Source organism: Serratia sp. UGAL515B_01, assembly GCF_033095805.1.
Lineage (GTDB): Bacteria > Pseudomonadota > Gammaproteobacteria > Enterobacterales > Enterobacteriaceae > Chania.
Genome location: NZ_CP109901.1, coordinates 897,935 through 919,249, shown reverse-complemented (window position 1 = coordinate 919,249; position 21,315 = coordinate 897,935). Strand labels below are relative to the sequence as shown.

Annotated in this window: 11 protein-coding genes; 1 reads left to right on the top strand and 10 read right to left on the bottom strand. The window is 56.3% G+C overall.

Annotation, left to right across the window (positions count from 1 at the left end; genetic code table 11):
• Positions 1–18: 18 nt before the first annotated feature.
• From OK023_RS04320 to speB, 9 genes are all read right to left on the bottom strand, one after another.
• On the bottom strand, positions 19–1,230 hold the full coding sequence (locus tag OK023_RS04320) for an NAD(P)/FAD-dependent oxidoreductase (protein WP_317695161.1): 1,212 nt from the start codon (positions 1,228–1,230) through the stop codon (positions 19–21).
• Positions 1,227–2,168, bottom strand: a complete 942-nt coding sequence (locus OK023_RS04315) for a VOC family protein (protein ID WP_317695159.1) — start codon at positions 2,166–2,168, stop codon at positions 1,227–1,229. Before OK023_RS04315 ends, OK023_RS04320 begins: the two co-directional genes overlap by 4 nt.
• Before the next feature lie 256 nt (positions 2,169–2,424).
• The gene (locus OK023_RS04310; RefSeq protein WP_317695156.1) at positions 2,425–3,219 is read right to left on the bottom strand and encodes an IclR family transcriptional regulator; all 795 of its coding nucleotides are present in this window, start codon (positions 3,217–3,219) and stop codon (positions 2,425–2,427) included.
• A gap of 29 nt (positions 3,220–3,248) precedes the next feature.
• Positions 3,249–4,004 (bottom strand): SDR family oxidoreductase, encoded by a 756-nt coding sequence (locus OK023_RS04305; RefSeq protein WP_317695154.1) that lies wholly within the window; start codon positions 4,002–4,004, stop codon positions 3,249–3,251.
• Positions 4,001–5,044, bottom strand: coding sequence for an aromatic ring-hydroxylating dioxygenase subunit alpha (locus OK023_RS04300; protein WP_317695152.1), 1,044 nt, complete (start codon positions 5,042–5,044; stop codon positions 4,001–4,003). Before OK023_RS04300 ends, OK023_RS04305 begins: the two co-directional genes overlap by 4 nt.
• A 19-nt stretch (positions 5,045–5,063) precedes the next feature.
• Positions 5,064–5,372, bottom strand: a complete 309-nt coding sequence (locus OK023_RS04295) for a recombinase-like helix-turn-helix domain-containing protein (protein WP_317695148.1) — start codon at positions 5,370–5,372, stop codon at positions 5,064–5,066.
• 2 nt (positions 5,373–5,374) lie between these two features.
• Positions 5,375–5,692: a non-heme iron oxygenase ferredoxin subunit gene (locus OK023_RS04290; RefSeq protein ID WP_317695146.1), complete on the bottom strand. Its 318-nt coding sequence runs from the start codon at positions 5,690–5,692 to the stop codon at positions 5,375–5,377.
• A 325-nt stretch (positions 5,693–6,017) separates the two neighbouring features.
• Positions 6,018–6,884 (bottom strand): 23S rRNA pseudouridine(2604) synthase RluF, encoded by an 867-nt coding sequence (rluF, locus tag OK023_RS04285; protein WP_317695144.1) that lies wholly within the window; start codon positions 6,882–6,884, stop codon positions 6,018–6,020.
• Positions 6,885–7,225: 341 nt separating this feature from the next.
• The gene (gene speB, locus OK023_RS04280) at positions 7,226–8,146 is read right to left on the bottom strand and encodes an agmatinase (RefSeq protein WP_317695142.1); all 921 of its coding nucleotides are present in this window, start codon (positions 8,144–8,146) and stop codon (positions 7,226–7,228) included.
• A gap of 1,317 nt (positions 8,147–9,463) precedes the next feature.
• Here speB and OK023_RS04275 point away from each other — a divergent pair.
• A complete protein-coding gene (locus OK023_RS04275; protein ID WP_317695140.1) occupies positions 9,464–20,152 on the top strand; it encodes an Ig-like domain-containing protein in 10,689 nt (3,562 codons plus the stop codon).
• A 439-nt stretch (positions 20,153–20,591) separates the two neighbouring features.
• Here the strand turns inward: OK023_RS04275 and msrA are convergent, their stop codons facing one another.
• Entirely contained in the window at positions 20,592–21,314 is a 723-nt protein-coding gene (gene msrA / locus OK023_RS04270; protein WP_411569407.1) for a peptide-methionine (S)-S-oxide reductase MsrA, read from the bottom strand.
• Between the last annotated feature and the right edge of the window lies 1 nt (position 21,315).

Genomic DNA, 21,315 nt, shown 5'->3' with positions numbered 1-21,315 from the left:
GCTCCCTCAGGTCGGGCGTTACTTAAGCGCCATCAGAGAAAACTCCACATCCGCCAGTTGCTGCGGATCCAGCACCCGACCGCTGGTTAGCCAGCGTTTGCCGAGTTTGATGGTGCGCGCATCGTTAAACGCCACCATCTGTACCAGTTGTCGATCGGCATTCAGGGTAAAGAACAGTTGTGACTGCGGCGTGCGGCGCACTATCTGAAGTTCGCCTCCAACAGGCACACCGAGGATCTGAATATTGGTGTCGTATTGATCCGACCACAGCCAGGGTAGATCGTCGTAGGGGGCAGCAAATGCATCAAGCATCGCGCAGGCGGTACTAATGGCCTGATTCTGTGCATAGGCCCAAGATTGCAAACACAAACCAAGCGTAGGGTGTAGTGCAACGTCTCCAGCAGCAAAAATAGCCGGGTGGCTGGTGCGTCCCTGCCCGTCGACAACGATGCCACCCTCTACCCGTAACCCGGCCGTTCGCGCCAGTTCCAGATTCAGTTCAACCCCAATCCCCACCACCACCAGGTCGAAAGGTTGTGCAGGGCTGTTTGTGCTGCCGATCCAGGCATCTCCCTGACGATCTTCAAGGGAGATATCACCGCAATCGCAGTGCACCGTTACTCCCTGTTGCTGATGCAGATCCAACAGTGCTTGGGAAACATCGGCTCCGACACTGCGCATGCAAAGTGCTGGCTGACGTTCAAATACCGTCACTTTTCTCCCCAGTTTGCGTGCAGAAGCGGCAATCTCTAATCCGATCCACCCTCCGCCAACAACGGCCAGCGTTTTACACTGCTGCAAAGCTTGACGCAGTCGGGTCGCATCATCCCAGGAGCGTAGAGTCATTACCTTTGGATGCTCTGCCCATGAGCTATTAGGCAGACGTGGGCGTCCACCAGTAGCAAGCAGTAGCTGCTCAAACTGCAACTGCCGGCCATCGCTGAGGGTGACAAGTTGCCTTGTGCCATCGATGGCTTCAGCGCGCAATGGGCGGTACCAGTCGATATTGAGTCCTTCAACCACTGCTTCGCTGAACAGGCGACTCAATGGGGGATTACTATCCAACAATGCGGCTTTAGAAAGCGGTGGACGTTCGTAAAAATCATAGGGTTCATCACTCACCACCGTCAGCTTGCCGCTATAGCCGTGTTCACGTAGCGTTTTCGCTGCCCAGCCACCCGCTTGCCCTCCTCCGATAATCACAATCCCTGCATGGATTGGCTGATTCATGCAACCCCCACTTTCTTATGCTGGCGGCGGGTATCATGATCGATCCCCCCTTCTACGGCCCATTCAGTAAATGAAACCAACGAATGTTCAAGCTCACGCGGCTGCCAGTTTTCTGTCAGGAAATCATCATTGGTGTAGTACTCGAAAGCGCCACCGGTTGGGCTGTTGACATACCAGAAATAGGCAGAGGAGATCGGATGGCGGCCTGGGCCAATAAAGGTGCTCCACTGCTGTTTGTTCATGGCGATCCCTCCGCCAATCACTTCGTGGATATCACGCACGGTGAAGGCAACGTGGTTCAGGCCGCGTGGGCGATTTGGCAATTTCAGCAAGAACAGGCTGTGATGCCCTCCACGAACCTGAGCACGCAGGAATACGGCACGGTCGATGTAGCGATCGGAAACCTGAAAACCAAGCTGCTCACGGTAAAACCGTTCGGTCGCGGGAAGATCTTCAACGAAGAACACCACGTGACCAATATTGACCGGTTCTGCCTTGTCATAAACCGGGCTGGGCTGGTCAATACGGCGTACATCACCCCATTGGTTGATGGGTAAAACCGGCAGTTTTACCGGTTGTTGGGCAGTAACGGCAAAACGCAGTGTCATGCCATTGGGATCGCGGCATTCCAGCTCTTCACCGACCTGACGAAAACCTGGCACCTGCGCCAAGCGTGGTTGCAATGCCGCTAGCGCAGCCGGGCTTTCAACTCCCCATGTCATCCGGCGCAGGGTGGAACCGGCTTCAAACGCGGCGGGAAGATCTTCACTGTTCTGCGGGCATAGCTCCACGCTGGCACCACTTAATGTGGTGAATACACGACGTGGTTCTCCTCCACACTGCAACGTAGGTTGTAGACCAAAGTCCTGCATGAATTTTTCGCACTTTGGCAGATCTTCAACGCCAAACTCCAGCTTTTCGATGCCGATGATGTTCATTGTTGTGCCTCACGTTATCGCTGAATACGTTTTTCAGGCGTAAGCGAAACCCGACCCATTAAATAGCCATGAGTCTTAGAAACTATCTCAATAGGCGTTATTGACGTAGGCAATTTGGACACCAACAGCGCACAGAAACCGGAACGTACAGGGGGATACGTGAGCGTTTCTAACACTGTCCAGAGCCAAAATGGCCAGTAAAATAGCGCTAATGAGAGAGGTTCTTATTCCTGCCTGAATCAAAAAGCCTTTTTAGTTAACCCACATTGGCCTGTTGCGGTGCGCCTAATAAACCGGATATCTTCACTGCCGCGTCGCGAACTTCCATACGCAACCGCTCACGATCCGCTTTGGGGATCTCATCAAACGGCACCATAATGCTGACCACCGCTTCCACCCGTCTTTCACGGTTAAAGATCGGATAGACGATTGAGGAAATACCGAGGCGGAAAAAGGATTCACCAATGACATAGCCACGCGCCTTATCCTGCTGCACCATTTGCCACAGCGCTTCGCGGTTGGCTGGTGAACCTAAAGATACATCGGGTAACGCCTCATGCGGGAACAGCCGTTCAAACTCTTCACGGCTGGTACTTGTCAACAACATGCGCCCAAGAGACGTGCGGTGTACCGGCAAACGCGTGCCTACACTGACTTGATTAATCTGCGAACCGGCAGCACTAACGCGGGCGATATAGATCACGTCATTCCCGTCGCGGATCGCCAGATGGCTGCTACATTGGCTACGATCGCGCAGTTGCTCGATCACCGGTTGGCCTGCCTGTGCAACATCCAGCGAGGCAATATATTCGAAGCCCAACCGCAGAACTTTAATCCCCAATGCAAAGGTGTTAGTACGCGGATTTCGTTCTAGAAAACCCAAGTGCTCCAACGTCTGCACCACTCGGTAGGCTGTCGCCTTCGGCATATCGACCAAGCGATGGAGTTCAGCAAAGGTCATCTCCTTATGCTGCTCACCGAATGCCAATAGCAGCTGTAACCCACGATCCAAACCCGGGATCAAATACTTACACGCTTGTTCATCTGCCATATACTGCTCCTGAAATGTTTGCCTGCCCGTCAGTTAAATACGAAACCACCGTTGACGGGAATTAGCTGACCGGTAACAAAATCTGCCAGCGGTGACAGCAAGTAAAGCACGCTACCGGTCACATCGTCGGGATGTTGCGCCCCAGCCAACGCCCGGCCTTGTTCATACAGCTGATGACGTTCAACAGGGACGTATTCAGTAGCTTCCACCCGCGTCAGACCCGGAGCAATCGCGTTAACACAGATCCCTTGTGGCCCCAACTCTCGGGCCATAGAGCGGGTCATTGAGATGACCGCCCCTTTGCTAGCCACGTAGGCCATCAGTCTCGGTGCTCCCCATAGCGCGGTATCTGACGCGATATTAACGATTTTCGCATGCGGCGCTTGTGCGAGTAGCGGCACTGCCGCCTGACTCACCAACCAGGTTCCACGCACATTGACTTGCATCACGTTGTCCCACAGGTCAATGTCGTACTCCATCATCGTTTTTCCACCCACCCCGGTCGCCAGCGCCGCGTTATTCACCAGCCCATCAATTGCACCACCTTCAGCGATTGCAGCAAATGTCGCAGAGATAGATTGTGGTGAAGCCAGGTCGATAGTATGAGATTCCACCTGTGCTCCCTGCTCACGCAAGCTGGCAGCACTGTCTTGCAACTCTTGCGCCAAGATATCGCACATCACCACACTGGCACCGGCCTGGGCCACCGCTGTAGCAAAACTGCGCCCCAGTCCGCGAGCCGCTCCTGTGACAACAATGCGCTTTCCCGCCAGCAAACCGTTCACTGTGCCGCCTCCTTTTCGCTGAGCATCGCCAACTGTTTTTGCGCTTCTTTCTGCATCATACGGCGCAGGCGGGAGAGACCAACGTCATGCTGGTAAAGGTATTCGCGACCACGCGCGTTAGGTGCCATATTTTCAAGCACGATACGATCCTGTTCCAGAACGTCCCAATGCAGCTGTTCCAAACGGTTACGATACATAAAGCGCCACATATCACGCTGCCAATCCTTAACCTTACGGATACGCCAGAAGAACACGCGGCAATGATCTTTATCCTCCGGCACAACCATACCGATGATCCAGAAGTGGCCCCCAGGCCCAAAGCGCTTTTTGTATGGGATCGACAGGCGCATCCAGTAAGTACCGCTGCTGCCAAACTCTACCCAGTCAAAGTTCACGCCAATCTGACCATTCTTTTTAAAGATAAAACCGCTGTCGGTGGGTTCAAGTGCCATATCCGCCTTGCGATCGCCTTCGGCCATTGAGTGAGATGAGGAGTGCAGATAAGTGCCATGCATCGGGTCCATAACGTTTTCCAATGCATACTGATAATTACAGTTCCAACTGGCAGTACACAGGAAATGGCTATAGCTCGTGTCATCTGCCAGTTCCTGTGGAAAGATCAGTTCGGCAGGCTCTTCATCAGCGGTCACACCAAAATAGAGAAACACCGCACCATGAGCTTCCTTCGCCGGGTAAGAACGCAGGCATTTCTGCCCGACCAATGGGCAACGAGCCACCGCGGGCACATCCTTGACCGTGCCATCACCACCCACTTCGATGCCGTGATACCAACAGGCGATGCGATCGCCCAAGTTCCAGCCCATCGATAAGCGAGCGCCACGGTGTGGGCAGCGGTCTTCCAAAGCATGTATCGTCCCTTCGCCATCGCGCCATAACACTATCTGTTGTTCGAGGCGGGTGATCCCTACCGGATTGCTACCGACTTCCCAACTGGCTAACACCGGGTACCAAACTCCGCGTAACCCTTGATCTAAATAGTTTTGTAATATTTGCTCGGAGGATGTGGTATTGGCTGTCATAGTCTTCTCCCTATGCGGTTCAGAAACCGTTAACGCGAAGAAACTCACGGAATGCGGTTTCATTCCACGGCTGACCATTTCTATCGAAAAGGCGACGCTGATTGAGTGCGCTGACGATCTGATCCAGTTCTTCAGCTCCCTGTTCGAAGATCTCTTCCAATGCCGACACCAGCGCAGTTTCAAACCCGTCTGGCACACGTGCACGGGTTTGCCAGATCACATTTTGAAACTTGCCAGGGTGGTGGATTTGGCCATTACCTCCAACACGATCAGGAGTTACCTGTTGGGTATCCGGCAGCCAGGGGTTGAAATCGGCAATATGCTGCATACTTATTCCTCCGCGATAAAGGTGATTTGGATTTGATTATCGATCACACGGGTAGGGTAGGTTTGCAGATCACGGCCACCCGGCTCACGCAGGCATTTACCGCTACGCACATCGAACACGGCTTCGTGCAGTGGGCACTCAACTTTTCCGTTATCAACAAACCCTTGGCTGAGCAAGGCATAGGCATGCGGACAAACGTCTTCCAGCGCGTAATATTGACCATCAATCAAATAAACGCCGACCTCTTTTCCCTCTACATTCGCAGAGAAAGGAAAATCTTCTTTAACCTGAGACACTTCGCACACGTTCTTCCAGCTCATTACTTTTATCCCCTATCTGATTGTTTCATATATGAAACTCAGTTTCTTATTTAATACTCTCAATATAGGTCTGGCGAATCTTTCGTCAAGTCGACAATGGAGAGTTTGTTAAAAGTTGGTTATTTAAAAGTTACAACTGAGGAATAGATCACAAAAGATGCACTGATAGGAAAAAACAAAAGCAAAACGCCCTTGGCCATCACTGACCAAGGGCGTTAATCGCCTTAATAAATACTAGGCTGTGCCCCTTAACTGTACGTGAGCGCCGCTGCCAGGGAATTAAAGAGCGCGGCTAATCGGTCACTAACGCTAAAATGCTCAACCATCAGCGCCCTTTCTTTTTACGTCCAGGCTGAGTAAAACGCTTGCGTGTAGCCGGGTTACCAGCGGGTTTGTCGGCCTTCTTCTGCCCACTGCCAGCAGCGGGTTTCTTCACTGCCGGTTTGGCTTTCTTGTTCGGTTTTTCCTCAGACGATGAACCTTCGATCATTTTAAACAGCTCAACCAATTCATCATCGGTGAGATCGCGCCATTCTCCCAATGGTAAACCAGCCAGGCCCACATTCATGATTCGAATGCGTTCAAGCTTGGTCACCTCATAGCCAAAATGCTCGCACATACGACGGATCTGACGGTTCAGCCCTTGTACCAGGACGATACGAAACACAAAAGGGGCTTCCTTCTTCACCTTACATTTTTTGGTTACCGTACCCAGCATTGGCACACCCGCCGCCAAACCACGGACAAACTCGTCCGTCACCGGTTTGTTGACCGTGACCAGGTATTCCTTCTCATGGTCATTTCCCGCTCGCAGGATTTTGTTTACCAGATCGCCATGGTTGGTGAGGAAAATCAGCCCCTGGGAATCTTTATCAAGCCGCCCGATAGGAAAAATACGCGTGCTGTGATTGACGAAATCGACAATATTGTCTTTTTCGCTGTCTTCCGTTGTGCTGACAATGCCAACCGGTTTGTTCAGCGCAATAAAGATCAGGTTCTCTTCGTTGCGAGGTTCGATTATCTGACCGTTAACTTTGACAATATCACCAGCAAACACTCTGTCACCAAGCGCAACACGCTTACCATTGATAAAGACATTACCTTGTTCGATATAACGATCGGCATCGCGACGAGAACAAATTCCGCTCTCGCTGATATATTTATTAAGCCGTATAGATGGTTTTGTCAGCACGGTTCCTCCGTAAACGCGAAATACAGGCAAACTGATATTATGGGCTGATAGATAGAGATTTTTGCAACCTTCATTCCTTTATCTCGCTATACCCAAAAAATTCGAGTTGCTTGTAGGCGGCAACTGAGTGAGGCCCTAGGAGCATAGATAACTATGTGACTAGGGTGAACGAACGCAGCCAACACCCAAGCAACTTGAAGTATGAAGGGTATATACCCTATGGATTTCATGCTACAGCGAGGCAACAAGCTTACTCATCCCCAGGAGCTTACTTTTGGGTAAGTGACTGAGGTGAGCGAATGCAGGTAACAGCGCTGTAGCTTGGAAGACGATGGGTATAGTTACCCCTGCTTTTTAGCCGCCTGCAGATACAGCATTTCCAGACCCAATGTCGCCGCCGCCAGCGCAGTGATCTCTGACTGATCGTATGCCGGTGCAACTTCTACCACATCCATACCAACAATATTCAGTGACTGCATACCACGCACCAGTTTCAACGCACGATCGGAGGTCAGACCGCCAATCACCGGGGTACCGGTACCCGGTGCAAAAGCGGGATCCAGACAGTCGATGTCGAAGGTCATATACACCGGCATATCGCCAACGATTTGTTTGATCTGAACCAGCAGATCGTCCACGCTACGATCGTTAACCTGCGCCGCATCCAATACGGTGAAACCATTGTCACGATCGAACTCGGTACGAATGCCGATCTGTACAGAGTGCTTGGGGTCGATCAGCCCTTCGTTCGGCGCATGGAAGAACATGGTGCCATGGTCAAACTTACTGCCGTTAGCATAGGTATCGGTATGCGCATCAAAATGCACCAGTGCCATTTTGCCAAAATGTTTGGCATGAGCGCGCAACAGGGGCAACGTGACAAAGTGATCACCACCAAAAGAAAGCATACGCTTGCCCGCTTTCAGCAGTTTTTCAGCATGAGCCTGTAGCTTGTCGCTCATGTCTTGCGCATCACCAAAGTTAAACACGATATCGCCACAGTCAACCACCCTCAGGCGATCGCGAAGATCGAAGTTCCACGGCCAGCGTGCACCTTCCCATGCCAAGTTGGTCGATACCTGACGGATCGCGGCTGGGCCATGACGTCCACCGGCGCGGCCAGAAGTGGCCATATCGAATGGAATACCGGTGATCACCCACTCTGCATCGCTGTCGTAGGGCATGAAGTTCAGCGGAAAGCGCAGGAAACCAAAGGCGTTAGACACTAAAGAATTATCGAGCTGATGGCCTAAGGTACTCATAGTAAACCCTCATATTTCAACGGTTCGTCCGTAGCCGAACGTTTGGCGATAAAAAAATCCCTCCCGCGTCGTTAACCCGACGAGGAAGGGATTTATTCGATGTCTGTTTCAGCATCGCTGATGAGCGGATTATCGCGATATTTCGTCAGTTCTTCAAGATACTCGTGACCAAGCACTGTTACAAAAACCCGGTAACTGCTCCGATTTACCTATAGGTTAATTAAAAGGAGCATACTATATGAATGAGCCCGTTTAAAACGGCCATCTTACCGCGAGGCTGTATCCCTTAACTGTGCGCGAGCGCCGCTGGCGATCATTTACGCGCAGAGCAAGGCGTGAACCGTGGGGTTGGGTGGACCCAATAAGCGGCGAACAACGCAGCAATGCGCGCAAATGGCGTCAGCACGTAGGGTGGTGCTCCAAAAGCCCATTCTCTGCGTTGTCGGGCTTGAACAGGGGACCACTCTGCCCTTCCCCCTCCGCCTTGATAATGGGCTTTTGGAGCTGCGACGGCACCACGGACAGTTAAGGGACACAGGCTAGTATCACAGTCCAATAAAGCGCGAGTTGGTATTTAAAGTCATTGAAAATATAAGTAATTTACTGAATAACGCCAACAGAGTTATACGGATAATCAGCATAAATGATGATTAAACGAATGCCCCTGATAAACTTAGGCTAAGTAGAAGACGTCATACACCGCGCACACCGCCTACGCCAGAAGTATAATGGTCTTACGCCATTTCACGATATCGTGTAGAAGACAACCATTAAAATAATATTTATTGTATCAATTTATTTCAAAAAATAGCATTAATATAAATTAAGTTATTGATTTTTTTAAATAAAAAAAGCAATTACATTCGGTAAAAAAATTATCTTATGCAACATCTTACAGCTTATACGCAACAGAAAATAATTCCGACTATTCTCTTAAGAGCTTTCTCCAAATTACTTTTTACTCAATAACCTTGGTCCTCAATCAGGCTTCGTACTCTCATTATAACCGAGTGGCGATGACATTTATTTTAAATTTAAAAACAATAACTTAAATATATAATTTAGTGTGCCAAACCAACGCAAAGACCAAGCGATTCTTACCTGAGCTCGGGCTTGTATTTGGATAATGAGGTTGCTTTGCTCTCCCAATACACCTGAATAATACGCACGCTACCTAGTGGCTTGAGTCTCAGCGTCAGAGCAAATTTAGAGCATCACGGCATCATCAGTAATTAATTAAAACCATCTGCACTGCCTTAAACCATCGAGTACCCAACGTGACTTGCTGTGTCAGTTAATTAGAATGGGGCAATCAAGATGAAAAAACGTCTCCTTTCAAAATCTAAAGCCATCAGAAAATATTTTAAAAAAGCAAAGCTTTACCTTTCATTATCCTTTGCTAACGTTACTACGCAAACCTTATTTCCACTGGGCGTCCTGTTTACCCCCGCCGTCATGGCGGAAGCCACGGAGAGAAAACGTTCGGCTTCCGCTGCGGAACAAGCCACAGCAAATGCAGCCTCCCGCTTGGCCAACATACTCACCAGTAACGATGCGACAAAATCGGCTGAAAACCTCGCTCGGGGGGTCACCACCAGCAAAGGTAACCAAGCATTAGAGCAATGGCTGAGCCAGTTTGGCAGTGCCAGAGTGCAGTTGAACCTTAACGATGAACTGACGCTGAATGGCAGCCAGGCGGATGCCCTTTTTGTCCTCGAAGATACCCCCAGCGCCCTTATTTTCAGCCAGTTAGGGTTCCGTAGAAATACGGAGGGTAACCTTACCTTGAACCTGGGGGTGGGAAAACGCCATTTTCTTGTCAGCCAGATGTTCGGCTACAACCTGTTTCTCGACCGCGATGTTCAGGGGCATCATTCCCGCGGTGGGTTAGGGGCTGAATACATGCGCGATAACCTGCGGCTCTCCACGAATACCTATCTGGCCCTGGAGGGTTGGCGGGATTCCAAAAAACGCCATGGATACAATGAAAAAGCGGCCAACGGTTTTGATGTACGTGCTGAAGGGTATCTCCCCTCACTACCTCAATTAGGCGGTAAATTAGTCTACGAGAAATATTTTGGCGATAATGTCAGGCTGTTCGGCAAAGATAAATTCCAGCCTAACCCCAATGCCATCACCTTTGGCGTCAATTATACCCCTATCCCCCTGGTAACATTCGGCGTTGACCATAAGAAAGGCACTCAAGGGATGCAGGACACCCGGTTTAATCTTGCGTTTAATTATGCTTTTGGTCGGTCTCTCACAAAACAGATCCAGGCGTCGAATGTCGCCGCCAAGCGCAGCATGGCGGGTAGCCGTTATGAGCTGGTCGATCGTAATAATGAAATCGTCTTGCAGTATCAGGAACAAATTCAACTCAGCGTCTCACTGCCTCCCATGCTGCAGGGAACGGCCGGGCAGACCCTCTCATTACAGGTCAAAACCACCAGTAAGAATGGGGTGGCACGCTATGAATGGGATAACAGCCTGTTGACCGCCGCTAACGGCAAAATGAGCGGTAGCGGGGATAACTGGCAGGTCACCCTGCCTGCTTACGTTCCTGGCGGCAACAACAGTTATCCACTCAGTCTGGTGGTCTACGATAAAGCCGGTAACCGATCCCAGGTGGCCCAGACACAGATCACCGTAACAGGGTATGGGATTGATGGCATGCTGGCGACCTTGCAGTCTGCCCAGGCGACATTGCCTGCCGACAGCCAATCAACCACGGCGGTTGTCCTGACCTTGAGCGACCCGAATCAACAACCCGTTACGGGCATTGCAGAACAGATCCAACTGACGGGTCAGTTCGAACCTCAAGCGCCGGTGTCGGTACCTGTTCAGCGCCGAGCAGCACGTCTCAGTACACAGAGCATATCAAGTGCTCCAGGCAACACGTTAAGCCAAGCGGGCTCACAAGAATATACCCTAAGCCGCGTGACGGAATCCCCCGAAAACCCAGGAGTCTACCTGGCTACGTTAACCGCAGGTAATGTGAAGGGGACCATCAATATTACTACCGTCGTACAAGGTACAGCTCTGGCTAATGCGACAACCACAGTGACGCTGGTTTCCAGCGTACCTGATGTGACCATTGCCGATAACAGCCTGACCGCCGGCAACGCCGGTAGCACCGTGGCCGACGGCACCACCAGCAACCCGGTCAGCCTGCCGGTGGTGGATGCGAACGGCAACCCGGTGCCGGACTATGAGGTCACCTTTACCGTGACGAAACCGGACGGCACGCAAGAGAACGTCACCGTCAAAACCGATGCCAACGGGATGGCTACCCTGCCGGTCACCAGCGACCAGGCGGGCACCGTCACGGTCACCACCTCCGTCGGCGGCAAAGACGTCAGCGTCGAGCTGGGCTTTATTGCCGACAGCAGCAGCGCGACGATTGCCGATAACAGCCTGACCGCCGGCAACCCGGGCAGTACCGTCGCCGACGGCAAGGCCAGCAATCCGGTCACCCTGCCGGTGGTCGATGCGAACGGTAACCCGGTGCCGAACTATGAGGTCACCTTTACCGTGACGAAACCGGACGGCACGCAAGAGAACGTCACCGTCAAAACCGATGCCAACGGGATGGCTACCCTGCCGGTCACCAGCGACCAGGCGGGCACCGTCACGGTCACCACCTCCGTCGGCGGCAAAGACGTCAGCGTCGAGCTGGGCTTCACCGCCGACAGCAGCACCGCCACCGTGGCCGACAACAGCCTGACCGCGGGTAACCCGGGCAGTACCGTCGCCGACGGCAAGGCCAGTAACCCGGTCACCCTGCCGGTGGTCGATGCCAACGGCAACCCGGTCCCGGACTATGAGGTCACCTTTACCGTCACCCAGCCGGACGGCAGCGACAGCACCGTCACCGTCAAAACCGATGCCAACGGGATGGCTACCCTGCCGGTCACCAGTGACCAGGCGGGCACCGTCACCGTCACCACCTCCGTCGGCGGCAAGGACGTCAGCGTCGAGCTGGGCTTCACCGCCGACAGCAGCACCGCCACCGTGGCCGACAACAGCCTGACCGCCGGCAATGTCGGCAGCACCGTGGCCGACGGCAAGGCCAGCAATCCGGTCACCCTGCCGGTGGTGGACGCCAACGGCAACCCGGTGCCGGACTATGAGGTCACCTTTACCGTCACCCAGCCGGACGGCAGCGACAGCACCGTCACGGTGAAAACCGATGCCAACGGGATGGCTACCCTGCCGGTCACCAGTGACCAGGCGGGCACCGTCACCGTCACCACCTCCGTCGGCGGCAAGGACGTCAGCGTCGAGCTGGGCTTCACCGCCGACAGCAGCACCGCCACCGTGGCCGACAACAGCCTCACCGCCGGTAACGCCGGCAGCACCGTCGCCGACGGCAAAACCAGTAACCCGGTCACCCTGCCGGTGGTGGACGCCAACGGCAACCCGGTCCCGGACTATGAGGTCACCTTTACCGTCACCCAGCCGGACGGCAGCGACAGCACCGTCACCGTCAAAACCGATGCCAATGGCGTTGCCACCCTGCCGGTCACCAGCGAGCAGGCGGGCACCGTCACGGTCACCACCTCCGTCGGCGGCAAGGACGTCAGCGTCGAGCTGGGCTTCACCGCCGACAGCAGCACCGCCACCGTGGCCGACAACAGCCTCACCGCCGGTAACCCGGGCAGTACCGTCGCCGACGGCAAAGCCAGCAATCCGGTCACCCTGCCGGTGGTGGACGCCAACGGCAACCCGGTCCCGGACTATGAGGTCACCTTTACCGTCACCCAGCCGGACGGCAGCGACAGCACCGTCACGGTGAAAACCGATGCCAACGGGATGGCTACCCTGCCGGTCACCAGTGACCAGGCGGGCACCGTCACCGTCACCACCTCCGTGGGGGGCAAGGATGTCAGCGTTGGCCTCGACTTTATTGCCGACAGCAGCAGCGCGACGATTGCCGACAACAGCCTCACCGCCGGCAACCCGGGCAGTACCGTCGCCGACGGCAAGGCCAGCAATCCGGTCACCCTGCCGGTGGTCGATGCCAACGGCAACCCGGTCCCGGACTATGAGGTCACCTTTACCGTGACGAAACCGGACGGCACGCAAGAGAACGTCACGGTGAAAACCGATACTAACGGCGTTGCCACCCGCCTGGTCACCAGTGACCAGGCGGGCACCGTCACCGTCACCACCTCCGTCGGCGGCAAGGACGTCAGCGTCGAGCTGGGCTTCACCGCCGACAGCAGCACCGCCACCGTGGCCGACAACAGCCTGACCGCCGGCAACCCGGGCAGTACCGTCGCCGACGGCAAGGCCAGCAATCCGGTCACCCTGCCGGTGGTCGATGCGAACGGTAACCCGGTGCCGAACTATGAGGTCACCTTTACCGTGACGAAACCGGACGGCACGCAAGAGAACGTCACCGTCAAAACCGATGCCAACGGGATGGCTACCCTGCCGGTCACCAGCGACCAGGCGGGCACCGTCACGGTCACCACCTCCGTCGGCGGCAAAGACGTCAGCGTCGAGCTGGGCTTCACCGCCGACAGCAGCACCGCCACCGTGGCCGACAACAGCCTGACCGCGGGTAACCCGGGCAGTACCGTCGCCGACGGCAAGGCCAGTAACCCGGTCACCCTGCCGGTGGTCGATGCCAACGGCAACCCTGTCCCGGACTATGAGGTCACCTTTACCGTCACCCAGCCGGACGGCAGCGACAGCACCGTCACCGTCAAAACCGATGCCAACGGGATGGCTACCCTGCCGGTCACCAGTGACCAGGCGGGCACCGTCACCGTCACCACCTCCGTCGGCGGCAAGGACGTCAGCGTCGAGCTGGGCTTCACCGCCGACAGCAGCACCGCCACCGTGGCCGACAACAGCCTGACCGCCGGCAATGTCGGCAGCACCGTGGCCGACGGCAAGGCCAGCAATCCGGTCACCCTGCCGGTGGTGGACGCCAACGGCAACCCGGTGCCGGACTATGAGGTCACCTTTACCGTCACCCAGCCGGACGGCAGCGACAGCACCGTCACGGTGAAAACCGATGCCAACGGGATGGCTACCCTGCCGGTCACCAGTGACCAGGCGGGCACCGTCACCGTCACCACCTCCGTCGGCGGCAAGGACGTCAGCGTCGAGCTGGGCTTCACCGCCGACAGCAGCACCGCCACCGTGGCCGACAACAGCCTCACCGCCGGTAACGCCGGCAGCACCGTCGCCGACGGCAAAACCAGTAACCCGGTCACCCTGCCGGTGGTGGACGCCAACGGCAACCCGGTCCCGGACTATGAGGTCACCTTTACCGTCACCCAGCCGGACGGCAGCGACAGCACCGTCACCGTCAAAACCGATGCCAATGGCGTTGCCACCCTGCCGGTCACCAGCGAGCAGGCGGGCACCGTCACGGTCACCACCTCCGTCGGCGGCAAGGACGTCAGCGTCGAGCTGGGCTTCACCGCCGACAGCAGCACCGCCACCGTGGCCGACAACAGCCTCACCGCCGGTAACCCGGGCAGTACCGTCGCCGACGGCAAAGCCAGCAATCCGGTCACCCTGCCGGTGGTGGACGCCAACGGCAACCCGGTCCCGGACTATGAGGTCACCTTTACCGTCACCCAGCCGGACGGCAGCGACAGCACCGTCACGGTGAAAACCGATGCCAACGGGATGGCTACCCTGCCGGTCACCAGTGACCAGGCGGGCACCGTCACCGTCACCACCTCCGTGGGGGGCAAGGATGTCAGCGTTGGCCTCGACTTTATTGCCGACAGCAGCAGCGCGACGATTGCCGACAACAGCCTCACCGCCGGCAACCCGGGCAGTACCGTCGCCGACGGCAAGGCCAGCAATCCGGTCACCCTGCCGGTGGTCGATGCCAACGGCAACCCGGTCCCGGACTATGAGGTCACCTTTACCGTGACGAAACCGGACGGCACGCAAGAGAACGTCACGGTGAAAACCGATACTAACGGCGTTGCCACCCGCCTGGTCACCAGTGACCAGGCGGGCACCGTCACCGTCACCACCTCCGTCGGCGGCAAAGACGTCAGCGTCGAGCTGGGCTTCACCGCCGACAGCAGCACCGCCACCGTGGCCGACAACAGCCTGACCGCCGGCAACCCGGGCAGTACCGTCGCCGACGGCAAAGCCAGCAATCCGGTCACCCTGCCGGTGGTCGATGCGAACGGTAACCCGGTGCCGAACTATGAGGTCACCTTTACCGTGACGAAACCGGACGGCACGCAAGAGAACGTCACCGTCAAAACCGATGCCAACGGGATGGCTACCCTGCCGGTCACCAGCGACCAGGCGGGCACCGTCACGGTCACCACCTCCGTCGGCGGCAAAGACGTCAGCGTCGAGCTGGGCTTCACCGCCGACAGCAGCACCGCCACCGTGGCCGACAACAGCCTGACCGCGGGTAACCCGGGCAGTACCGTCGCCGACGGCAAGGCCAGTAACCCGGTCACCCTGCCGGTGGTCGATGCCAACGGCAACCCGGTCCCGGACTATGAGGTCACCTTTACCGTCACCCAGCCGGACGGCAGCGACAGCACCGTCACCGTCAAAACCGATGCCAACGGGATGGCTACCCTGCCGGTCACCAGTGACCAGGCGGGCACCGTCACCGTCACCACCTCCGTCGGCGGCAAGGACGTCAGCGTCGAGCTGGGCTTCACCGCCGACAGCAGCACCGCCACCGTGGCCGACAACAGCCTGACCGCCGGCAATGTCGGCAGCACCGTGGCCGACGGCAAGGCCAGCAATCCGGTCACCCTGCCGGTGGTGGACGCCAACGGCAACCCGGTGCCGGACTATGAGGTCACCTTTACCGTCACCCAGCCGGACGGCAGCGACAGCACCGTCACGGTGAAAACCGATGCCAACGGGATGGCTACCCTGCCGGTCACCAGTGACCAGGCGGGCACCGTCACCGTCACCACCTCCGTCGGCGGCAAGGACGTCAGCGTCGAGCTGGGCTTCACCGCCGACAGCAGCACCGCCACCGTGGCCGACAACAGCCTCACCGCCGGTAACGCCGGCAGCACCGTCGCCGACGGCAAAACCAGTAACCCGGTCACCCTGCCGGTGGTGGACGCCAACGGCAACCCGGTCCCGGACTATGAGGTCACCTTTACCGTCACCCAGCCGGACGGCAGCGACAGCACCGTCACCGTCAAAACCGATGCCAATGGCGTTGCCACCCTGCCGGTCACCAGCGAGCAGGCGGGCACCGTCACGGTCACCACCTCCGTCGGCGGCAAGGACGTCAGCGTCGAGCTGGGCTTCACCGCCGACAGCAGCACCGCCACCGTGGCCGACAACAGCCTCACCGCCGGTAACCCGGGCAGTACCGTCGCCGACGGCAAAGCCAGCAATCCGGTCACCCTGCCGGTGGTGGACGCCAACGGCAACCCGGTCCCGGACTATGAGGTCACCTTTACCGTCACCCAGCCGGACGGCAGCGACAGCACCGTCACGGTGAAAACCGATGCCAACGGGATGGCTACCCTGCCGGTCACCAGTGACCAGGCGGGCACCGTCACCGTCACCACCTCCGTCGGCGGCAAGGACGTCAGCGTCGAGCTGGGCTTCACCGCCGACAGCAGCACCGCCACCGTGGCCGACAACAGCCTCACCGCCGGTAACGCCGGCAGCACCGTCGCCGACGGCAAAACCAGTAACCCGGTCACCCTGCCGGTGGTGGACGCCAACGGCAACCCGGTCCCGGACTATGAGGTCACCTTTACCGTCACCCAGCCGGACGGCAGCGACAGCACCGTCACGGTGAAAACCGATGCCAACGGGATGGCTACCCTGCCGGTCACCAGTGACCAGGCGGGCACCGTGACCGTCACCACCTCCGTGGGGGGCAAGGATGTCAGCGTTGGCCTCGACTTTATTGCCGACAGCAGCAGCGCGACGATTGCCGATAACAGCCTCACCGCCGGCAATGCCGGCAGCACCGTCGCCGACGGCAAGGCCAGTAACCCGGTCACCCTGCCGGTGGTCGATGCGAACGGTAACCCGGTGCCGGACTATGAAGTCACCTTTACCGTCACCCAGCCGGACGGCACGCAAGAGAACGTCACGGTGAAAACCGATGCCAATGGCGTTGCCACCCTGCCGGTCACCAGCGAGCAGGCGGGCACCGTCACGGTCACCACCAGCGTCGGCGGCAAAGACGTCAGCGTCGGTCTCGACTTTATTGCCGACAGCAGCAGCGCGACGATTGCCGATAACAGCCTGACCACCGGCAATGCCGGCAGCACCGTCGCCGACGGTAAAGCCAGCAACCCGGTCACGCTGCCGGTGGTGGACGCCAACGGCAACCCGATCCCGGACTATGAGGTCACCTTTACCGTCACCCAGCCGGACGGCAGCGACAGCACCGTCACGGTGAAAACCGATGCCAACGGGATGGCTACCCTGCCGGTCACCAGTGACCAGGCGGGCACCGTCTCGGTCACCACCTCCGTGGGCGGCAAAGACGTCAGCGTCGAGCTGGGCTTCACCGCCGACAGCAGCACCGCCACCGTGGCCGACAACAGCCTGACCGCCGGCAACCCGGGCAGTACCGTCGCCGACGGCAAGGCCAGTAACCCGGTCACCCTGCCGGTGGTGGACGCCAACGGTAACCCGGTGCCGAACTATGAGGTCACCTTTACCGTGACGAAACCGGACGGCACGCAAGAGAACGTCACGGTGAAAACCGATACTAACGGCGTTGCCACCCGCCTGGTCACCAGTGACCAGGCGGGCACCGTCACCGTCACCACCTCCGTCGGCGGCAAGGACGTCAGCGTCGAGCTGGGCTTCACCGCCGACAGCAGCACCGCCACCGTGGCCGACAACAGCCTCACCGCCGGTAACGCCGGCAGCACCGTGGCCGATGGCAAAGCCAGCAACCCGGTCACCCTGCCGGTGGTCGATGCGAACGGCAACCCGGTGCCGGACTATGAGGTCACCTTTACCGTCACCCAGCCGGACGGCAGCGACAGCACCGTCACCGTCAAAACCGATGCCAACGGGATGGCTACCCTGCCGGTCACCAGTGACCAGGCGGGCACCGTCACCGTCACCACCTCCGTCGGCGGCAAGGACGTCAGCGTCGAGCTGGGCTTCACCGCCGACAGCAGCACCGCCACCGTGGCCGACAACAGCCTCACCGCCGGTAACCCGGGCAGTACCGTGGCCGACGGCAAGGCCAGCAATCCGGTCACCCTGCCGGTGGTCGATGCGAACGGTAACCCGGTGCCGGACTATGAGGTCACCTTTACCGTCACCCAGCCGGACGGCAGCGACAGCACCGTCACGGTGAAAACCGATGCCAACGGGATGGCTACCCTGCCGGTCACCAGTGACCAGGCGGGCACCGTCACCGTCACCACCTCCGTCGGCGGCAAGGACGTCAGCGTCGAGCTGGGCTTCACCGCCGACAGCAGCAGCGCGACGATTGCCGATAACAGCCTGACCACCGGCAATGCCGGCAGCACCGTCGCCGACGGTAAAGCCAGCAACCCGGTCACCCTGCCGGTGGTGGACGCCAACGGCAACCCGGTCCCGGACTATGAGGTCACCTTTACCGTCACCCAGCCGGACGGCACGCAAGAGAACGTCACGGTGAAAACCGATGCCAACGGGATGGCTACCCTGCCGGTCACCAGTGACCAGGCGGGCACCGTCACCGTCACCACCTCCGTCGGCGGCAAAGACGTCAGCGTCGAGCTGGGCTTCACCGCCGACAGCAGCACCGCCACCGTGGCCGACAACAGCCTCACCGCCGGTAACCCGGGCAGTACCGTCGCCGACGGCAAGGCCAGCAATCCGGTCACCCTGCCGGTGGTGGACGCCAACGGCAACCCGGTCCCGAACTATGAGGTCACCTTTACCGTCACCCAGCCGGACGGCACGCAAGAGAACGTCACGGTGAAAACCGATACCGGCGGGATAGCCACCCTGCCGGTCACCAGTGACCAGGCCGGCACCGTGACCGTCACCACCTCCGTGGGCGGCAAGGACGTCAGCGTCGAGCTGGGCTTCATAGCCGACAGCAGCACCCCTACGGTTACCGACAGTGCAATGACAGTCAGTAACACTGGCTACACCCTAGCAGATAGCAAGAGCAGCAATAACGTTACATTGCTGGTCACTGATGCCAACGGCAACCCGCTGCCGAACTATGAGGTCACCTTTACCACCACGAGTGTGGCTGGGGTCCCGAGCAACAACGCACTTAAAACCGACGTCAATGGGCAAGCTACCTTAGCGATTACCAGTGGCAGTGCAGGTACAGTTACTGTCTCAGCCAAGGTTGGAGAGAGAAATACCAGCGTAAAAGTCAGCTTCGTGAGTTTTGAACTTTCTCCTGCTAATAAGAAAATTGCAGAGAAAAGCTCTTACCAACTGTCGCTGTATCTCATAGATGGCAAAGGTAACAACACATTGATTAAAAACGGTATAACCTGGTCATCCGCTAATACAGGTATTGCAACTGTGAACTCGGCAGGCATAATTTCAGCGGTGGCTTCCGGCTCAGCCAATATTAAAGCTACGGGGACCTATGAAGGCATGAAGTTTGATGTCAACACCAGTTTAGAAGTTTTACCCTTAGTCTACTCAAAGGCCTATGGTGCAGCGAGAACGGGGGACCAGCAAGGTACTTTGATTATTCAGGCACCCGACTATTTCATTCCTATGACATGTGGTTGGCTTGTCGCCAATATGGGAGGAGTTGGGGGAAATGGTCCAACGAAAATCGATGTTGATAATACCGATATGTTAGCGAAGATCAAAATATTCAGTGGGTATAGTAGTGGTTGGGGTGGAATAGTTATAGGCCGACTGGTGTTTGTTTATAAGGATGGTACTAGCGTGACCTGCGGTAGTAATCCACAAGGTGATATACCTACATTAACTGAAGAGGAGTTTGTCATAAAAGATGGTTATACCATACAAGGCTATGAGGTATATGGTTCTAAAGTCATCCATCAAGTTAAATTTATTACGGCATACTCTGGGTAGTTAAGGCTGTCTCAACAAATGTCTATTTCGAAGAGACAGCTAACGAAACTATCTATACCCAAAATAATTCGAGTTGCAGGAAGGCGGCAACGCAACGAATCCCCAGGCGCTTACTCAAGTAAGTGACTGGGGTGAGTGAGGAAAGCCAACGCACATGCAACTTGAAGTATGACGAGTATACTACCCATTCCCTCCTGACAATCAAAGAGAGGTGGATACAGAACAAAAGAGAGTCTAAGAATCTTGCCCCAAACAGGGAGCATTCCTTAAAAAGTATAAAAAGGCTCAAGGTACATTTTAACGCATCAAGGCAGTAATTTTCTGACCGGTCACTGGTCAGTAAGCGATAATGTTCAACATATCAGGTGGCTAATGTTCCACAAACGAGTCTCTAATTAGGAAATTTTTCTCCCGAAACTGTCATACATCGAGACATTGTTCAATTAACCAATACCGGTTCTATACGATATTGTGTTGGGAATAATTGCTGTAACTGTTTGATCTTTGGCAAGTCATTGATCACGATATAGGGCTGGTTGGGATTGTTGGTCAAATAGTTCTGATGATAGTCTTCCGCAGGATAGAAATGCCTGTTTACCTCAACGCTGGTCACCAGGGGCTTAGAAAAGCTTTTACTGGCGTCCAACTGCGCTATATATGCCTTAGCAACCCGTTGCTGTGACTCGTTGAGTGGGAAAATAGCTGAACGGTACTGTGTACCACTGTCTGGCCCTTGACGATTAAGTTCGGTCGGGTTATGGGCAACAGAAAAAAAGATCTGCAACAATTGACCATAGGATATCTGCTGTGGATCAAAGGTCACCTGTACAGACTCCGCATGGCCCGTACTCCCATCACTCACCTCTTGGTAGCTCGCCGTTTGCTGCATTCCGCCGGTATAACCCGACACTGCATTGGTCACACCCTTAACATGCTGGAAAACACCTTGGACGCCCCAAAAACAGCCACCGGCAAATATTGCTGTTTCAGTAGGAGACGTTGTAGGTGATTCGTCTTCTACTGGTGCAGGGATCACTACCGCTGTTTCCGCATTATTTAGCGGCCAGGCAAAAGTGTTAAAACACGTTACTGCAGCAACCATAATGGCTCCCAACAAACCGTATGAACGTAACCGAACTGCCAGATTATTCACCTTTTTCACC